The sequence below is a fragment of the Chromobacterium sp. HL1 genome, from assembly GCF_057418835.1.
Genome location: NZ_CP162399.1, coordinates 2,116,036 through 2,132,822, shown reverse-complemented (window position 1 = coordinate 2,132,822; position 16,787 = coordinate 2,116,036). Strand labels below are relative to the sequence as shown.

General features: G+C 66.2%; 19 protein-coding genes. 12 read left to right on the top strand and 7 right to left on the bottom strand.

Annotation, left to right across the window (positions count from 1 at the left end):
* Position 1: 1 nt before the first annotated feature.
* Entirely contained in the window at positions 2–190 is a 189-nt protein-coding gene (locus AB1Z25_RS09715) for a putative motility protein (protein ID WP_048411033.1), read from the bottom strand.
* Positions 191–359: 169 nt separating this feature from the next.
* Between AB1Z25_RS09715 and AB1Z25_RS09710 the strand changes: the two genes are divergently transcribed.
* From AB1Z25_RS09710 to AB1Z25_RS09685, 6 genes are all read left to right on the top strand, one after another.
* Positions 360–1,193, top strand: coding sequence for a GNAT family N-acetyltransferase (locus AB1Z25_RS09710; protein WP_486637122.1), 834 nt, complete (start codon positions 360–362; stop codon positions 1,191–1,193).
* 59 nt (positions 1,194–1,252) lie between these two features.
* Positions 1,253–2,335 (top strand): PfkB family carbohydrate kinase, encoded by a 1,083-nt coding sequence (locus AB1Z25_RS09705; RefSeq protein ID WP_486637121.1) that lies wholly within the window; start codon positions 1,253–1,255, stop codon positions 2,333–2,335.
* A 26-nt stretch (positions 2,336–2,361) separates the two neighbouring features.
* On the top strand, positions 2,362–3,288 hold the full coding sequence (locus AB1Z25_RS09700) for a pseudouridine-5'-phosphate glycosidase (protein ID WP_235088799.1): 927 nt from the start codon (positions 2,362–2,364) through the stop codon (positions 3,286–3,288).
* Between the two features lie 74 nt (positions 3,289–3,362).
* Positions 3,363–4,028, top strand: a complete 666-nt coding sequence (locus tag AB1Z25_RS09695; RefSeq protein ID WP_486637120.1) for an HD domain-containing protein — start codon at positions 3,363–3,365, stop codon at positions 4,026–4,028.
* A 131-nt stretch (positions 4,029–4,159) separates the two neighbouring features.
* Entirely contained in the window at positions 4,160–4,885 is a 726-nt protein-coding gene (locus AB1Z25_RS09690; RefSeq protein WP_158274272.1) for a metallophosphoesterase, read from the top strand.
* A 69-nt stretch (positions 4,886–4,954) separates the two neighbouring features.
* Positions 4,955–5,350: a hypothetical protein gene (locus tag AB1Z25_RS09685; RefSeq protein ID WP_253314633.1), complete on the top strand. Its 396-nt coding sequence runs from the start codon at positions 4,955–4,957 to the stop codon at positions 5,348–5,350.
* 49 nt (positions 5,351–5,399) lie between these two features.
* On the opposite strand, the gene AB1Z25_RS09680 is transcribed toward AB1Z25_RS09685, so the two are convergent.
* Together AB1Z25_RS09680 and apaG are read right to left on the bottom strand one after the other, a co-directional pair.
* Positions 5,400–7,193: an ABCB family ABC transporter ATP-binding protein/permease gene (locus AB1Z25_RS09680; RefSeq protein WP_486637119.1), complete on the bottom strand. Its 1,794-nt coding sequence runs from the start codon at positions 7,191–7,193 to the stop codon at positions 5,400–5,402.
* Positions 7,194–7,530: 337 nt separating this feature from the next.
* Entirely contained in the window at positions 7,531–7,911 is a 381-nt protein-coding gene (apaG, locus tag AB1Z25_RS09675) for a Co2+/Mg2+ efflux protein ApaG (protein ID WP_019101389.1), read from the bottom strand.
* Positions 7,912–8,018: 107 nt separating this feature from the next.
* Here apaG and rpe point away from each other — a divergent pair, with 107 nt between their 5' ends.
* The 5 genes from rpe (at position 8,019) to AB1Z25_RS09650 (ending at position 12,360) form a co-directional block, all read left to right on the top strand.
* Positions 8,019–8,702: a ribulose-phosphate 3-epimerase gene (gene rpe / locus AB1Z25_RS09670; protein ID WP_227108191.1), complete on the top strand. Its 684-nt coding sequence runs from the start codon at positions 8,019–8,021 to the stop codon at positions 8,700–8,702.
* Between the two features lie 29 nt (positions 8,703–8,731).
* Complete coding sequence (locus AB1Z25_RS09665) at positions 8,732–9,487, top strand: SDR family oxidoreductase (protein WP_486637118.1); 756 nt, start codon at positions 8,732–8,734, stop codon at positions 9,485–9,487.
* Between the two features lie 81 nt (positions 9,488–9,568).
* Complete coding sequence (locus AB1Z25_RS09660) at positions 9,569–10,237, top strand: phosphoglycolate phosphatase (RefSeq protein WP_227108188.1); 669 nt, start codon at positions 9,569–9,571, stop codon at positions 10,235–10,237.
* A gap of 138 nt (positions 10,238–10,375) precedes the next feature.
* Complete coding sequence (trpE, locus tag AB1Z25_RS09655) at positions 10,376–11,839, top strand: anthranilate synthase component I (protein WP_486637117.1); 1,464 nt, start codon at positions 10,376–10,378, stop codon at positions 11,837–11,839.
* A gap of 101 nt (positions 11,840–11,940) precedes the next feature.
* The gene (locus tag AB1Z25_RS09650) at positions 11,941–12,360 is read left to right on the top strand and encodes a GNAT family N-acetyltransferase (RefSeq protein WP_107799229.1); all 420 of its coding nucleotides are present in this window, start codon (positions 11,941–11,943) and stop codon (positions 12,358–12,360) included.
* Positions 12,361–12,366: 6 nt separating this feature from the next.
* Here AB1Z25_RS09650 and AB1Z25_RS09645 read toward each other — a convergent pair whose 3' ends face one another.
* Positions 12,367–13,176 (bottom strand): phytanoyl-CoA dioxygenase family protein, encoded by an 810-nt coding sequence (locus tag AB1Z25_RS09645; protein ID WP_486637116.1) that lies wholly within the window; start codon positions 13,174–13,176, stop codon positions 12,367–12,369.
* Between the two features lie 119 nt (positions 13,177–13,295).
* On the opposite strand from AB1Z25_RS09645, the gene AB1Z25_RS09640 reads away from it, so the two are divergent.
* Positions 13,296–14,228, top strand: coding sequence for a LysR family transcriptional regulator (locus AB1Z25_RS09640; protein WP_486637115.1), 933 nt, complete (start codon positions 13,296–13,298; stop codon positions 14,226–14,228).
* A gap of 35 nt (positions 14,229–14,263) precedes the next feature.
* Here the strand turns inward: AB1Z25_RS09640 and AB1Z25_RS09635 are convergent, their stop codons facing one another.
* From AB1Z25_RS09635 to AB1Z25_RS09625, 3 genes are all read right to left on the bottom strand, one after another.
* Positions 14,264–14,875 (bottom strand): 3'-5' exonuclease, encoded by a 612-nt coding sequence (locus AB1Z25_RS09635; protein ID WP_227108178.1) that lies wholly within the window; start codon positions 14,873–14,875, stop codon positions 14,264–14,266.
* Positions 14,872–15,078 carry a hypothetical protein gene (locus AB1Z25_RS09630; protein WP_019101381.1) on the bottom strand — a complete coding sequence of 69 codons (207 nt, stop codon included), beginning with the start codon at positions 15,076–15,078 and terminating at the stop codon, positions 14,872–14,874. Before AB1Z25_RS09630 ends, AB1Z25_RS09635 begins: the two co-directional genes overlap by 4 nt.
* A 77-nt stretch (positions 15,079–15,155) precedes the next feature.
* Positions 15,156–16,778, bottom strand: coding sequence for a methyl-accepting chemotaxis protein (locus tag AB1Z25_RS09625; protein ID WP_107799233.1), 1,623 nt, complete (start codon positions 16,776–16,778; stop codon positions 15,156–15,158).
* Positions 16,779–16,787 lie beyond the last annotated feature (9 nt).

Sequence of the window (16,787 nt, the reverse complement as noted above, 5' to 3'; positions counted from 1 at the left end):
CTCAGGCGCGGGTATCGATATTCTGCCCCAGATGGGCCGGATTGCTGGCCTGGGCCTGCGCCATATTGTCGGACGCGCCTTGCACCAAGCTCAAAGCCGACTGCGACTGCGCCGACATGGCTTTTTTCAATGCGTAGATCTGGATGCTGTTGGACACGCCCTGCCCGCTGATCTGACTCAATCCATCCATACTTCGCCTCCCTCTGAAACACGCACAATGCGCATGGCTATAGTCTAGACGCATCGTCGTCGGCTGTCATCGCTGAATTTAGTCTTTTGTATCCAATTCACGACAGCGCCGACCGCGCCGCGCCGTCGCCGCGCATAATCAGCCCATCCCTATTGACCCGAGCCCGTCCATGCGCCTGCACAGCCTGTCCCTGATCGATTTCCCCCTCATCCATCAAGCCTTCAGGCTGGCATTCAGCGACTACCTGCTGCCCATGCAAATGGACGAAGAACAGCTGGCCGCCATGCTGCATCGGCGCGGCTGGCGCCCGGAGTTGAGCATCGGCGCCTGGCGCGACGGCGCGCTCGTCGGTCTGTGGCTGGCCGGCGTGCACTGCGACGAGGCCGGCCCGATCGGCTATTGCATCGCCACCGGCGTCACGCCCGACGCGCGCCGCCAAGGCCTGCTGCAGGCCATGGCCGCCGCGGTCAGCCGGCGGCTGGCCAGCCGGGGCATACAGCGTCAACAGCTGGAGGTGATCAGCGACAACGCCGCGGCCATGGCCGCCTATCTGAAGCTGGGCTTCCGCCCTCGCCGCCGGCTGGACTGTTACCGCATTGAACACGCGCTGGCCGTGGACGCCGCGCCCGGCTGGCGCTGCGAAGCCGCTGACCGCTCGCAATGGCCGCGTTGGCCGCTGCACAGCGAGCCCGCCGTGCCCAATAGCCGCGACAGCCTGGAGCGCGCGCGGCCGCCGCTGCTCTTGATGACGGCGAAACAGAACGGCGATTTGCTGGGCTACGCGCTTTATTCCGCCGCCGGCGACGTCGCGGAACTGGCGGTTGCGCCGCCGCATCGGCGCCGCGGCGTCGCCCGCTCGCTGCTGGCCGCCGTTCAGCGGGACACCGCCGCGCCCGCGCTGGCCATCAGCAATCTAGACGCCGACGACGATGCCGGCGCCGGCCTGCTGCGGTCTTGCGGCGCTCGTCTGTGGCTGTCGCAATGGGAAATGCGCCGCCCTTGACCTCCGGCATGCCAATGCCGTAATATCAAACAAATGTTTGCAAAACGGACAAATGTTTGATGACTGAGCGGGAACAACAAATCCTCTCTCTGCTGCGCCTGGATCCGCTGATCCCGCAGCAAGAGCTGGCGGATCAACTGGGCATCAGCCGCTCGGCGGTGGCCGGGCACATCATGAATCTGGTGCAAAAGGGGCATATCCGCGGCAAAGGCTACATCCTGGCCGAACAGCGCTATGTCGCCGCCGTCGGCGGCGCCAATATGGACATCGTCGGCAGCGCCGCCGCCGCGCTGCGTCACGGCGACTCCAATCCCGGCCAGGTGCGCTGCTCGCCCGGCGGCGTGGCGCGCAACGTCGCGGAAAACCTGGCGCGGCTGGGCGCCGACTGCCGGCTGGTCTCGGTGGTGGGCGACGACATCCACGGCCGCTCGCTGCTGGAAGCCACCCAGCGCGCCGGCGTCGACGTGCGCGGCTGTCTGACGCTGCCGGACGCCGCCACCTCCACCTATCTGTCCATCCAGCAGGCCGACGGCGACATGGCGCTGGCCATCAACGACATGGACATCCTCAACCGGCTGACGCCTGAGCGCCTGCAAGCGCAGAGCGAGCTGGTGCGCCACGCCGGCGCGGTGGTGGCCGACACCAATCTGAGCGCCGACGCGCTGGCCTGGCTGATCGCCGAAAGCGGCGACAAGCCGCTGTTCGTCGATCCGGTATCCGCGTTCAAGGCCGAGCGCGTCCGCCCCTGGCTGTCGCGCATCCACACGCTGAAACCCAACCGCCTGGAAGCCGCCGCCTTGTCCGGCCTGCCGTTGGAACGGGCGGAGCACGCGCCGGAGGCGGCGCGCTGGTTCCATGGCCAGGGCGTGCGCCGCGTAGTGCTGAGCATGGCCGGCACCGGCATCTATTACAGCGGCGAAGCCGGCGACGGCTGGCTGGACGCGCCGGACTGCGCCATCGTCAACACCACCGGCTCCGGCGACGCGCTGATGGCCGGCCTGACCTGGGGTTGGCTCAATGAGCTGTCGCTGGCGGACAGCGTGCGCTTTGCTCGCGGCTGCGCCGCGCTGACGTTGTCCTCCGCCGCCACCAACAACCCTTCCCTGTCCCGCGCGGCGGTGGAAGCCTATCTGAACGCCTGATCTCGTCATCAACTAAGGAGCACGCAATGCACAACGCCCATCTCGACATTCATCCCGAAGTCGCCGCCGCCCTGGCCGCCAACCGCCCAGTGGTGGCGTTGGAATCCACCATCATTTCCCACGGCATGCCTTATCCGCAGAACGTGGAAACCGCGCTGCAGGTGGAAGCGGAGATCCGCGCCCACGGCGCGGTGCCGGCCACCATCGCCATCATCGACGGACGTCTGAAGGCCGGTCTGAGCGCGGACGAGATCGAATACCTGGGCAAGGGCGGCCGCGACATCGCCAAGGTCAGCCGCCGCGACCTGCCCTTCATCGTCGCCGGCAAACGCAGCGGCGCCACCACCGTGGCCACCACCATGATCATCGCCGCGATGGCCGGCATCCGCGTGTTCGCCACCGGCGGCATCGGCGGCGTGCACCGCGGCGCCGAGCGCAGCTTCGACGTGTCCGCCGACCTGCAGGAACTGGCGCAAACCCCGGTGGCCGTGGTCTGCGCCGGCGCCAAGTCCATCCTGGATCTGGGCCTGACGCTGGAATACCTGGAAACCCACGGCGTGCCGGTCATCGGCCACCGCTGCGACCACCTGCCGGCCTTCTTCACCCGCGACAGCGCCTTCAAGCTGGACCACCGTCTGGACGAGGCCGTCGACATCGCCGCCACGATGCAGGCCAAGTGGAACCTGCAACTGCGCGGCGGCGTAGTGGTGGCCAATCCGATTCCGGAGCAATACGCGATGCCGCGCGACAAGATCGACGCCGCCATCGAGCAGGCGCTGGGCGAGGCCGAGGAACAAGGCGTGGCCGGCAAGGAATCCACGCCCTTCCTGCTGGCTCGCGTCTGCGAGCTGACCGGCGGCAACAGCCTGGCCGCCAACATCCAGCTGGTGCTGAACAACGCCCGCCTGGCCTCGGCGATCGCGGCGCGCTACTGCGAGCTGAACGCAGGCTGAGAACTGTTAAATCGCCGGCTTGACGGCGACGCGGATTGGGGCTGTAATCCCCTGCCCCAATCCTTGCCGCCGCCATGAACTCCATTCTTTCCGATGCGACGCTAGACGACTGGCGCGTCCGCCTGATCGGCCTGCTGCAACAACAGCCGGGCGACGACGACGGCGCCCACGATCTCAATCATTTCCATCGCGTCTGGGCCTGCGCCCGGCAGTTGCTGGACGCCCATCCCGACGCCGACGCATTGACCGTGCTGGCCGCCTGTTATCTGCACGACCTGGTCAACCTGCCGAAAAACCATCCGGAACGCCATCTGGCCTCGCGCCAGGCCGCAGCCCGCGCCCGCGCGCTGCTGGCCGCCGGCGATTTTCCGGCGGAACGGCTGGACGGCGTGGCCCACGCCATCGAGGCGCACAGTTTCAGCGCGGCCATCCCGCCGCAGAGCCTGGAAGCCCGCATCGTGCAGGACGCCGACCGCATGGACGCGCTGGGCGCCGTCGGCCTGGCGCGGCTGTTCTACACCGCCGGGCGCATGGACTCGGCGCTGGCTCATCCGCAAGATCCGTTGGGCGAGGCCCGCCAGCTGGACGACCGCCGCTGGGCGCTGGACCACATCGAGGTCAAGCTCGCCAAATTGCCGGCCATGATGCAAACCGAGGCCGGCCGAAAGATGGCGGAGCAACGGCTGCAGTGGCTGCGGGACTTCCGCCGGCAATTCTGCCAGGAATGGCGAACCGCCTAGCCCCGGATGACATCGAACTCGGTAAGCCTTTGATAGTCAAATCAAAACAATTCTAATTGTGAAACTATCAACACAATGACAAAACCATTGGCATGGCGCAAAATAGCCGCACCCCACCCCCGAGTTCGAGCATGATTCTGAAGCTGCAACGCAATACCCAAGGCCGCGATTGGGCGGTCGGCGACATTCACGGCTGCTTCCGCCAATTGTCGCGTTTGCTGAAAATGGCCGCCTTCAATCCCGAGTGCGACCGTCTGTTGTCAGTCGGCGACATGATAGACCGCGGCGCCGACAGCGCGGCGGTGCTGGAGTGGCTGGCGCAACCGTGGTTCTACGCGGTGCGCGGCAATCACGAACAATTGGCGATCGATTCGATACTGGGCGACAAGCAAGCCGAAATCCGCCACGTCAACAACGGCGGCTCCTGGCTGCTGACCCTGCCCGCGCCTCAGCGACAAGCCTGCCTGGCCGCTTTTCAGCGCCTGCCCTACGCGATAGAAGTCAGCGACGCGGACGGCGGCAAGATCGGCGTGGTGCACGCGGATTGCCCCGGCAACGACTGGGACGCGCTGGCCGCCGGCCTCGCCAACGGCACGCTGCCGGAAAGCGGCCGCAACGTCGCGCTGTGGTCGCGGGAACGCGCGCGCCACGGCCGCGGCGGCGTTGTGCGCGGCGTGGACCTGCTGCTGGTGGGCCATACCCCGCAAACCAGCGCCACCCGCTTCGACAATGTGTTGAACCTGGACACCGGCGCCGTCTACGGCGGCAAACTGACCCTGTTCTGCCTGAACGACTTCGTCGAACTGTCGCTGCCCAGCGAAGACGACGCCCTGCTCGGTTTCCACCTGCACGATTAGCGCGACGGTGGCGCGCCGCGGCCGGGATGGCTAGAATGCGGCGCTCTGACTTTTTCCCAGGAGCCCAAGATGGCGAGCAAGAAAGCCGCGACCAAGCCCCAGGCGCAGCAACGCCAGCAACAGGATAAGCGCTGGAACGCCGCGGAGCAGGCCTGCCGCGAAATCATGAGCTTGCTGGAGGCTTTGCAGCCCAGCCTGGCCGCTCAGCAAACCTCGGAGCAGTACGCGCAGATGGCGGCCGTGTACTACAAGAAAATCCGCAACGGCCGGGTGCTGTCGCCCGGCGATTTCAATCTGGCCGCCGACGTGGCCGCCAGCGCCCGCCGCGCCTTACAGGCGCTGTCCCCCGCGCTGGACTTCGCCGGCCACCCTCAAAGCGCGGACTGCCAGCGCATGCTGACGCTGGCCGACGCCGTACTGGCGGCGATGAGCGAACTCAAGGCCGCCGGCCGACGCCAGCCCTGAGCCGGTTCAAGACCGCGGCGCTCCCGCGCGGCAGACTTGGAACAGGTTCTCAGACGTCGTCGGTCGCCGACCGCTCCGTCTGCTGCAAACGCCACATCTCGGCGTAGCGGCCGCCGCGCTCCAACAGCTCGCGGTGGCTGCCCTGCTCCAGCACGCGCCCGGCCTCCATCACCAGGATCTGGTCGGCGTCGACGATGGTGGACAGCCGGTGGGCGATGATCAGCGTGGTGCGATTGGCTGAGATCTCCGCCAATTCGCGCTGGATCGCCTTCTCGGTGCGCGAATCCAGCGCGCTGGTGGCCTCGTCGAAGATCAGGATGGGCGGATTCTTCAGAATGGTGCGCGCAATCGCCACCCGCTGTTTTTCCCCGCCGGACAGCTTGAGGCCGCGCTCGCCCACCATCGTGTCGTAACCGTCCGGCAGACTGCTGACGAAATCGTGGATGTGCGCGGACTTGGCCGCTTCCATCACTTCCTCGCGGCTGGCGCCGGGCCGGCCGTAGGCGATGTTGTAATACACCGTGTCGTTGAACAGCACCGTGTCCTGCGGCACGATGCCGATATGGGCGCGCAGACTGTCCTGGCTCAGCTCGCGGATATCGCGGCCGTTGACCAGGATGCGGCCCTCGCCGACGTCGTAATAGCGAAACAGCAGCCGCGACAGCGTGGATTTGCCCGCGCCGCTGGCGCCGACCACCGCCAGCGCCTTGCCGGCCGGGATGTCGAAGCTGACCTCGTTCAGAATCCGCCGCTTGCTCTCGTAAGCGAAGCCCACCTGTTCAAAGCGCACCGCGGCCGCCGGCGCGGCCAGCACCGTCGCTCCCGGCGCGTCCGCCACTTCCTCGTTGGCGCCCAGCAGCGCGAACATGCGCTCGATGTCGGCCAGCGAATGCTTGATCTCGCGGTAGACGAAGCCGAGGAAGTTCAAGGGCGCGTACAACTGGGTAATGAAGGTGGCCACCAGCACCACGTCGCCCACCGTCATCCGCCCGGCCACCACCTCGCGCGCGGACAAGACCATGATCAGGGTGACGCCGCTGGCGATGATCAGGCCCTGGCCGGCGTTGAGCATGGACAGCGACACCTGGTTCTTGATCGCCGACGCTTCCCAGGCCGCCAGATTCTTGTCGTAGCGCGCCGCCTCGTAGCCTTCGTTGTTGAAATATTTGACCGTCTCGTAATTGAGCAGCGCGTCTATCGCCTTGGCGTTGGCCTTGGAGTCCAGATCGTTCATGCTGCGGCGGTAGACGGTGCGCCACTCGGTCACCACCAGGGTGAAGGCGATGTAGACGGCGATGGTGCCGAAGGTCACCAGCGCGAACGGCCAGGCGTAGCGGTGCAGCAGAATGGCGGTGACCATGCCGATTTCCAGCAAGGTGGGCAGGATGTTGAACACGGTGAAGTTCAGCAAAAAGCCTATGCCCTTGGTGCCGCGCTCGATGTCGCGGCTCATGCCCCCGGTCTGACGCTCCAGGTGAAAGCGCAGCGACAGCCGCAGCAGATGCTGGAACACGCCGCCGGCCACGCTGCGCACCGCGCCCTGTATCACCCGCGCGAACACCGCGTCGCGCAGCTCGCCCAGCACGCTGGACAGCAGGCGGGCGCAGCCGTAGCCGGCCAGCGCCAGCACCGGCAAGGCCAACAGGGTGGCCGGCACCGAGAGTTGATCGACGATGTCTTTCAGGTACAAGGGCGTGCTGACCGCGGCCACCTTGGCCAAAATCATACAGGACAGCGCCAGCAGCACCCGCCACTTGAACACCCATAAATAGGGCACAAGCGTCTTGAGGGTGGCGATATCGTTGCGGCGGTCCGGAGCCGGGCCGGAATGGGTAAAACGCATATTTGGGATTGCCTGTTGCGTCAAGCTGTTCCAAAGTGAGAGTTGAGTTGTCTTGCGAACATCATCAACGCTCGCCAGGGGGCGCGGACATGTGGATATTATTGCTGGAAGCGGCGATTGCCGGCGGATTGGCCACCTTCATCGTGTGGTGGACCTGGCCCAGGGAAAAATAGCGCCGCCGGCTTTGCGAAGTCTCAGAGCCTGTTCAAAGTCCAGCGAGCGGGGGCGAGACAAGGCGTTGCGGCCGAAAATGCGCAATGGCCAAGCGGCGCATTGAGCATTCCTAAGCCGGTTTCAACGCCGTATCGCCAGAGCTCGGCGGACTTTGAACGGGTTCTCAATGCAGCACGCGCGGCGCCACCAGATTCATCTCGGGGATTTCCGCCTCGAAACGCTTGCCGTCGTCGGCCAGAAACTGATAGCTGCCCTTCATTGAGCCGTAAGGCGTTTTCAGATGGGTGGCGCTGGAATAGTCGAAAGACTGGCCCGGCTCGATGCGCGGCTGCTCGCCCACCACCCCCATGCCGCGCACTTCCTGAACCTGCTCGTTGGCGTCGGCGATGATCCAGTGGCGGCTGACCAGCTGCGCCGGCTCGCTGCCGGTATTGGTGATGCGGATGCGGTAGCCGAACACATAAATATCGTTGGCCATATTGGATTGTTCTTCGATGTAATGCGGTTCGGCTTCCACTTCGACACGGTAGGTTTTTTCCGCCATGTTCAGCGCTCCTTTTGTTGTTTGTGCTTCATTTTATCCCGCCGGAACGCTTTTGGCGCGGTAGAATGTGGCCATCCCGTGTTCATCCTTGCCCAAAGCAACGCCCTATGCGCACTTTCCGTATCGCTCCCAGCATTCTTTCCGCCGATTTTTCCTGTCTTGGCCAAGAGGTTCGCGACGTGATCTCCGCCGGCGCCGACATCATCCATTTCGACGTGATGGACAATCACTACGTGCCCAACCTGACCATAGGGCCTATGGTGTGCGAAGCCATCCGCCCGCACTGCGAGGGCACGCCCATCGACGTGCATCTGATGGTGAAGCCGGTGGACAGCCTGGCCGCCGCCTTCGCCAAGGCCGGCGCGAACATCATCACCTTCCATCCGGAAGCCTCCGAGCACGTCGACCGCACGCTGGGCCTGATCAAGGACGCCGGCTGCAAGGCCGGCCTGGTGTTCAACCCGGCCACCTCCTTGTCCTATCTGGACCATGTGATGGACAAGATAGACATGGTGCTGATCATGTCGGTGAACCCGGGCTTCGGCGGCCAGAAGTTCATCCCGCACGCGCTGGACAAGGTGCGCGAGGCGCGCCGCCGCATCGATGAATACACCGCCAGGCATGGCGGCGAAATCTGGCTGGAAGTGGACGGCGGCATCAAGACCGACAATATCCGCGCGGTGGCCGAAGCCGGCGCCGACACCTTCGTCGCCGGTTCCGCCATCTACGGCCAGGCCGATTACAAGACCGTGATCGACGAGATGCGCGCCGAGCTGGCCCAACTCCGCTGAAACCGGCCCTCACCCCAGGAGCACAGACTATGCACGCCTTCATCGTGACCGGCGCCTCCCGCGGCCTTGGCCTGGCGCTGACCGAAGCCCTGCTCGCCGACGGCTACCGCGTCGCCGGCCTGGCGCGCGGCGCCGTGGACGCGCTGGCCGCGCTGACGCGCCGTTACCCGGAACGCCTGAGCGCCATAGACGCCGACCTCTCCGACGCCGCCGCGGTGGCGCCGGCCATCGCCGCCGCGCTGGAACAGCTGAAGCCGGCCGACTGCGCCAGCCTCAACCTGATCAACAACGCCGGCGTGGTGACGCCCATCGCCCAGGCCGCCCATTACCCGGCCGAAGACCTGGTCCGCGCGCTGGCGATCAATCTGGCGGCGCCGATGCTGGCCACGGACGCGCTGCTGCGCGCCAGCGCCGGCCTCAAGGCCCGCCGCCGCATCCTGAACATTTCCTCAGGCGCCGCCGCCAAACCCTACCCGGGCTGGAGCGTGTACTGCACCACCAAGGCCGGGCTGGACCACTTCAGCCGCAGCGTGGCCGCGGAACAGGCCGGCCAGGACAACGCCGCGCACATCGTCGCGCTCTACCCCGGCGTGGTGGACACCGACATGCAGGCCAGCATCCGCGGCAGCGACGCCGAGCAGTTCCCGCAGAAAGCCCGTTTCGACGCGCTGAAGGCGGACGGCGAACTGAGCACCCCGGCCGCCGCCGCGCGCCGCATCGTCGACCATCTGCTGTCGCCGGCTTTTGGCCTGCAAACCGTGGTGGACATCCGCAACCTGGGCTGACGCCTGTTTACGAAATCTGTCGCGCGCGGACGCGCGCGACACGTCACAAGTGGCGGCCAAGGCCGCCGCGCTGAAACGCTTATGAACCTGAAACACATCAAAGCCGTCGCCTTCGATCTGGACGGCACCCTGGTCGATTCCATCCCGGATCTGGCCGCCGCCGCCAACGCCATGCGCGAACATCTGGACCTGCCGCCGCTGCCGGCGCTGCGCATTCAAGAACACGTCGGCGACGGCATCGCCAGCCTGGTGCACCGCGCGCTGACCAATGAGCGCGACGGCCAGGCCGATCCGGCGCTGTGGGAGCGCGGCTACGTCTTCTTCATCCAGTACTACCGCGAGCACCTGAGCGACAACACCACCATCTATCCGGGCGTGACCGACGGCCTGGGCCTGCTGCGCGCGCTGCAGCTGCCGCTGGCGGTGATCACCAATAAATCAGAACGGCTGGCGCTGCCGCTGCTGGAACAACTGGGGCTGCGCGATTGCTTCAGCCTGATCATCGGCGGCGACACCCTGGCGGAAAAGAAACCGTCGGCGCTGCCCTTGCTGCACGTTTGCCAGGTTTTGGGCATACAGCCTGAACAGATGGCCATGGTCGGCGACTCCGCCAACGACGTGCTGGCCGCCCGCAATGCCGGCTGCGCCGCCGTGGCCGTCAGCTACGGCTATGCCGACGCCGCCGCGCTGGGCGCCGATCTCACGGTGTCCAATATTGCCGAACTATACGATTTGATGAAGAATAGCTGATCAGCTGATAACTTCTTTTACGGATGACGACTTCATGATGAAGCAAGGATACCGGCTTGGATGCCGATGGCGCCGCTCAATGCCTGTTTGACAAGCTGCATTCGACCTCACCACGACCACAAGAGCGCAGGACCCGCCATGACCCATGAAGAATTCAACCGCCTGGCCGCCGCCGGCTACAACCGCATCCCGGTCAGCCTGGAGCTGTTCGCCGATCTCGACACTCCGATGTCGGTCTACCTGAAGCTGGCCAACCAGCCCTATTCCTATCTTTTGGAGTCCGTCGTCGGCGGCGAGCGCTTTGGCCGCTACTCCTTCATCGGCCTGCCGTCCACCACCCGCTTGCGGGTCAACGGCCAGCAGGTGCAGGTGGAATACGGCGACAAGGTGATCGAGCGTCACAGCGGCGATCCGCTGGCCTTCATCGAAGCCTTCCAACAGCGCTTCCGCACCCCGCCGCAACCCGGCCTGCCGCGCTTCGCCGGCGGCCTGGTCGGCTATTTCGGCTACGACACCATACGCCACATCGAAAAGCGGCTGTCCGAAACCAGCAAGCCCGACACCATAGGCACGCCGGACATGCTGCTGATGGTGTCCGAGGAATTGGCCGTGGTGGACAATCTGTCCGGCAAGCTTTATCTGATCGTCTACGCCGATCCGGAAGTGCCCAACGCGCTGCTCAAAGCCGAGGCGCGGCTGGCGCAACTGCGCGCCCGCCTGCGCGAGCCGCTGGAAGCGCCCTTGTCCTTGCCGGCCCAAGGCACGCAATCGGCGTCGGAATACGGCGAACAGGCGTTCAAGGACGCGGTGTCCGCCTGCAAGCGCTACATCCACGACGGCGACATCATGCAGGTGGTGCTGTCGCAGCGCATGCAGATGCCGTTCTCGGAGTCTCCGCTCAGCCTCTACCGCGCGCTGCGCAGCCTGAACCCGTCGCCCTATATGTTCCTCTATCACTTCGACGACTTCCACGTGGTGGGCGCCTCGCCGGAAATCCTGGTGCGCCGCGAACAGGACACCGTCACCGTGCGCCCCATCGCCGGCACCCGCCCGCGCGGCCAGACCCGCGAGCAGGACGAGGCGCTGGCGGCCGAATTGCTGGCCGACCCCAAGGAAATCGCCGAACACGTGATGCTGATGGATCTGGGCCGCAACGACGTGGGCCGCGTCGCCGCCACCGGCAGCGTGCGCGTCACCGACAATATGGCGATCGAGCGCTATTCCCATGTGATGCACATCGTGTCCAGCGTGGAAGGCAAGGTCGGCCCCGAGGTGTCGAACATCGACGTGCTCAAGGCCACTTTTCCGGCCGGCACCCTGTCCGGCGCGCCCAAGGTGCGGGCGATGGAGATCATCGACCAGTTCGAACCCAGCAAGCGCGGCATCTACGGCGGCGCGGTCGGCTATCTGGGCTTCAACGGCGATATGGACCTGTGCATCGCCATCCGCACCGCGGTGTTGAAGAACCGCATGCTCTATGTGCAGGCCGGCGCCGGCATCGTCGCCGACTCCTCGCCGGACATGGAATGGCAGGAAACCCAGAACAAGGCGCGCGCCGTTCTGCGCGCCGCGGCGCTGGCCCAGCAAGGACTGGACGCCTGATCCGAACAAACGGCCCGCCTAGGCGGGCCGTTCTCTATGGTGCAAAGCACCGCGTCTCCGAGCTCGACTTCAGGAGAAAAACGCTGAGCCAACCCATCACCTTGCGCCCGGCCGTCCGCGGCGACCTCGCCTTCCTACTGGCGCTGCGCCGCGCCAGCATGGGTCCCCATCTGCAAACGGCGGGCCGCCCCTGTGATGAAGATGCACTCCTGAGCCGAGTCCACGATGGTTTCGAACACGCCTCCATCATCCTCGAAGGCGAACGGGACATCGGTCTGCTCAAAGTCGCGCGCCGGCTCCCCGCCTGGCGGTTGATCCAGTTGCAACTGCTGCCGGACTGCCATGGCCGCGGCCTGGGCGGCAAGCTGATCCGCAGTCTGCAACGCGAGGCCGAACACGCCGGAGCCGCCTTGGAACTCAGCGTGCTGGAGCGTAATCCGGCGCGACGGCTCTACCTGCGCCTAGGCTTTGTCGATATCCAATACGCCGACGGCGAATTCCTGATGCGCTGGACCGCCTGACAGACCTCAGGCCGCCGGCCACAGCACCGGAAACCAATCCTCGCGCAGGCGCTGGCCCGGCCTCATGCCGTGCTCCGGATACGGCGGCGAGGTGCGTCCCGGACGCTCGGCGTAACGCGCGTCGTCGCCCAGCCAGCGCAAGGACAGCGCGCGCCGCCGTCCGCCGCCGGGATTGCCGCGCGCGCCGTGCACGGTGCGGAAATCGAACAGCACCGCGTCGCCCGGCTCCAAAGCCCACTCCAGCACCCGCATGCCCGGCTCGCTGTCCGGATCCGGCGCGTCGCGGTAGCGGCGCGCGTCGCCCTCGTAGAAGCCGGAATCGTCTTTCCAGCGCACCGGCCGCACCCATTCCTCCCAGCGATGCGAACCGGCGACCAGCCGCAAAGTGGCTTCGCGCACCGGGTCCACCGGAATCCAGAAACTGGCGGTCTGTTCGCCGTCGACGAAGTAATACGGGATGTCCTGATGCCAGGGCGTGGGCTTGTGAGTGCCGGGCTCCTTGACCAGCACATGCTCGTGGAAGAATTGCGCGCGGGTCGAGCGCATCAGGGTAGCCGCGGCCGCCGCGGCCGGCGACTCCGTCACCACCGCCTCGAACTCGGGAATACGCCGCCAGTTGCAATAATCCTCGAAGAAGGAGCCCGGCTCGCCGGCGGCGACCACATTGCCGGCATAGGGGCCTGGCGCATGCAGATTACGCTCGATGCCGGCGGCGATGACATCCACCCAATCGCGGAACAGGCCGCGCAGGCAGACGGCGCCGTCGCGCTGAAAGGCGGCGATGTCGGCAATGGACGTTTCGGGACAGGCTGACATGGGCTTCTCCTCCTCTTGTATGGATACACGCCGCCACTGCGGGCGACTGCCCTCACTATCAGCGCAAGTCCATGCCAAAATAAAATAATATGTTTTGATCATTCTCCTCGGAAAAAGCGATGAAGCTGACCTTGCGTCAATTGCGCTACGCGCTGGCCGTGGCCCGTCACGGCGGCATCAGCGCCGCGGCCGAACGGCTGAACGTCTCCCAGCCGGCGGTATCCGCCGCCGTCGGAGAGCTGGAAGGCATCCTGGGACAGGCCTTGTTCGTGCGCACCCGCGGCTCCGGCATGGCGACGACGCCGTTTGGCCGGCAAGCGCTGGCGCAGGCGCGGCGGACCGTGGAAGCCGCGATGGCGTTGGAGGGGCTGGCCGACGGCGCGGACGCCTTGGCCGGGGAATTGGCCTTAGGTTGCTTCGAGGATCTGGCGCCCTACTGTCTGCCGCCCTTGCTGCGCGCGCTGCGCGAGCGGCATCCGTCCTTGCGCGTGGAGCCGCGGGAGTGCGGCTTCGACCTGATCGGCCCGCAATTGCTGCAAGGCGGGCTGGACGTCGCCATCAGCTACGATCTGGCGCTGCCGCCCGCGCTGGCGCTGACCGAACTGCGCACGCTGGCGCCCCACGCGCTGCTGGCGGCCGATCATCCGCTGGCGCGAAACGAACAGGTGGGCTTGAGGGAATTATGCGAATGGCCGCTCTTGCTGACCGAGCAGGCGCACAGCGGCCCGCATTTTCTGGACTTGCTGCGCATGCACGGCCTGCGGCCGGCCCGGCTGGAATCGGTCCGCAGCCTTGAGCTGCAACGCGGCATGGTGGCTCACGGCCTGGGCGTGGCCATCGCCTACACCCGGCCCAGCGGCGACCACAGCTATGACGGCCGGCCGCTGGCGCTGCGCCCCATCGCCGATCCGCTGCCGGCGCAACGCATCGTGCTGGCCTGCCTGCGGGAGCGCGCGGAGACGCCGGCCGTCGCCGCCTTTCGCGAACGGGCGCTGGCCTGGTTCGAGGCCAGACCGGAGTTTGGCGTCGGCGCGCCAGACGAAGGCGGCTGAGATTTGCTCCGCCTCATCACGACGCGAACCGCGGTTCAGCCGGCCTGGGCTTGCAGATACTGGCCTATCTTGGCCGCGCTGACTTTCTGCATGCCGCACAGCTGGCCGTGCTCACACAGATGCGCGCCATAGCGGCTGCTCAGTTCGCCCTGCAAATGCGATAGCAAATGCGCGGCCATTTCCGCGTCGGCCAGCGCGCGGTGGGCGCGGCCGGTGTCCGGCAGGCTCAGCCAGCGCGCCAAAGTGCCCAGCTTGTGGTCCGGCGCCTGCGGCAGCACCCGGCGCGACAGCAGCAGGGTGCAGGCGAAGTCCTGGCTGCGCGACAGGCCCAGCTGGGCCAGCTCGTAATCCCAGAACTTGCGGTCGAAGCTGGCGTTGTGAGCGGCCAGCGGCGTGTCGCCGACGAAGCGCGCCGCTTCGGCCATCGCCACCGCCGGCGGCGGCGCGTCGCGCAGCATCGCGTTGCTGATGCCGGTTAGCCGCTCAATCATCGGCGGAATCCACACCCCGGCGTTGATCAGGCTTTGGTAACGGCCGACGATGCGGCCGTCCTCCAGCAGCGCCACGCCGATTTCGGTGGCGCGACAGTCGCGTCCCGGGGACGCGCCGTTGGTTTCGAAATCGATGACGGCGATGCGTCGACTCATTTCAGCGCCGCCCGCGCCGCCTCTTCCGGGCTCAGGCCGTCGTAGTACTGGTCGGTGTACCACTCCGCCTGTTCCTCGATATGCTCCTGCGCCTCCGCCACCGTGGCGCCGGCCGCCACCAGATGGGTTTCCACCTCGGCGCACCATTCCAGCAACGCGCGGGTTTCCTCGTCCAACTCGTCTTGTTTTTGTTTCTTGGCCATGGCCGAATCCTCACATCGCTTTCGCGTGTCGAAAAACCGTGCATTCTACCCGCGCCGGCCGTGACGGCCAAACCGGATCAGACCCGCATATGGCGGATGGACTCGCTCAGTTCGCCAAAATGGCCGCGCAGCTGCAGCAATTCGTCCTGCACCTGCTCCACCGAACGGCTGGTGGTCCCGGCATGCTGGGTCACCGCGTCGACGTTGACCAGGATTTGCGCGCCGGCCTCTTTTTGATTGTCCAGCAGCCGGGAAATGTTGCGGATGCGCTCCTCCGCCACCCCGGCCTGGCGGCCGATCTGGTCCACCATGCCGCCCAGCTGCTTCACCAGCTCCACACCCTGCTCCACCTGGCCTACGCCGTTTTCCATGCCGCTGACCACTTGCTCCGAGGTGGCTTGCAGCTGGGAAATGACGTTGACGATGTCCGCCGTCGCCTGCGAAGTGCGCTCCGCCAGCGCGCGCACCTCGTCGGCCACCACGGCGAAACCGCGGCCGGACTCGCCGGCGCGCGCGGCTTCGATGGCGGCGTTCAAGGCCAGGAGATTGGTTTGCTCGGCAATGCCGCGGATCGAATCCACCATGCCGCCTATCTTGCGGATGTCGCCCTCCAGCAATTGCACGCTGTTGGCGCTGTGATGAATGGTCTGGGCCAGGTTGCCGATATTGCCCACGGTCTGCTGCACCGCCTTGCTGCCCTCGCTCGAGCATTGACCCACTTCGCCGGCGATCCGCAAGGTGCTGTCGGCGTGCTCGGCCACGCTGGCCAGGTGGTCGGCCAATTGCTGGATGGCGCCGGCCATGGACTGCGCCGAATCGGTTTGCAGCCGGCTGGCCTGCTCCACGCTCTGGGTAAGCTGGGAAATCTCGTCGACGGAGTCTCCCAGCGCGCCGGAAGTCTGGCCCACCTTGCCGACAATGCCTTGCAAGGTGTCCATCAAGGTGTTGAATTCGCCGATGGCGGCGCCCAGCTCGTCGCGCCGCCCCGCCTGCGCGCGGATGGACAGATCGCCGCTGCGCTCTATGCGTTGCGCCGCGTCCTTGAAACGCTCGATCGGCGGCAGCACCGAACGCGCCACCCACCAGCACAGCAAGGCCATCAGCAAGGCCGCGGCCAGCGCCGCGACGATGATGAGCACGGCGGCCACGCCCACCTGCGCCACCGTGCTGTCGTTCTGCCGCCGCGAACCGTTGTCGATGGCGTCGGCCAGTTTTTCCATCTTGTCTTCCAGCAGCGCGAAGTCCTGCTGGAAATCCTTCAGCTTGGCCGTCGCCTGTTCCGGCTGGTCGAAGCCGACCGCGACGATGGCGGCGGCGGCGGCGGTGTAGCGCTCCACCACCGGCAGGATCTGCTGCAGCAAGGCGCGGGCGTCGGGATCGTTGATCTTGTCCTGGTTTTCCTTCATTGCCCCGAGAAAGCGCTTGCGGTGCTCGTCCACGTCCTTGCGGATTTCCGTCAGCGCGGCGCGATCTCCGTTCTTCTGCGCCAGCATCAGCGCCAGAACGTCGCCGTGCACCGCGTCGTGCATCATGTCGGCGTCCATCTGCCGGCGCACCGCGCCCTGGCTGTCCAACAATTCATTAATGCTGCGCGCCAGGTGCGCCGTGCTTTGGTAGCCGACCGCGCCGATCAGCAGGCAGGACACCACTATGCCGAAAGCCAGCAGCTGCAGCTGCGCCCTAATCGTCAAGCCTTTCATCGCGGCCCC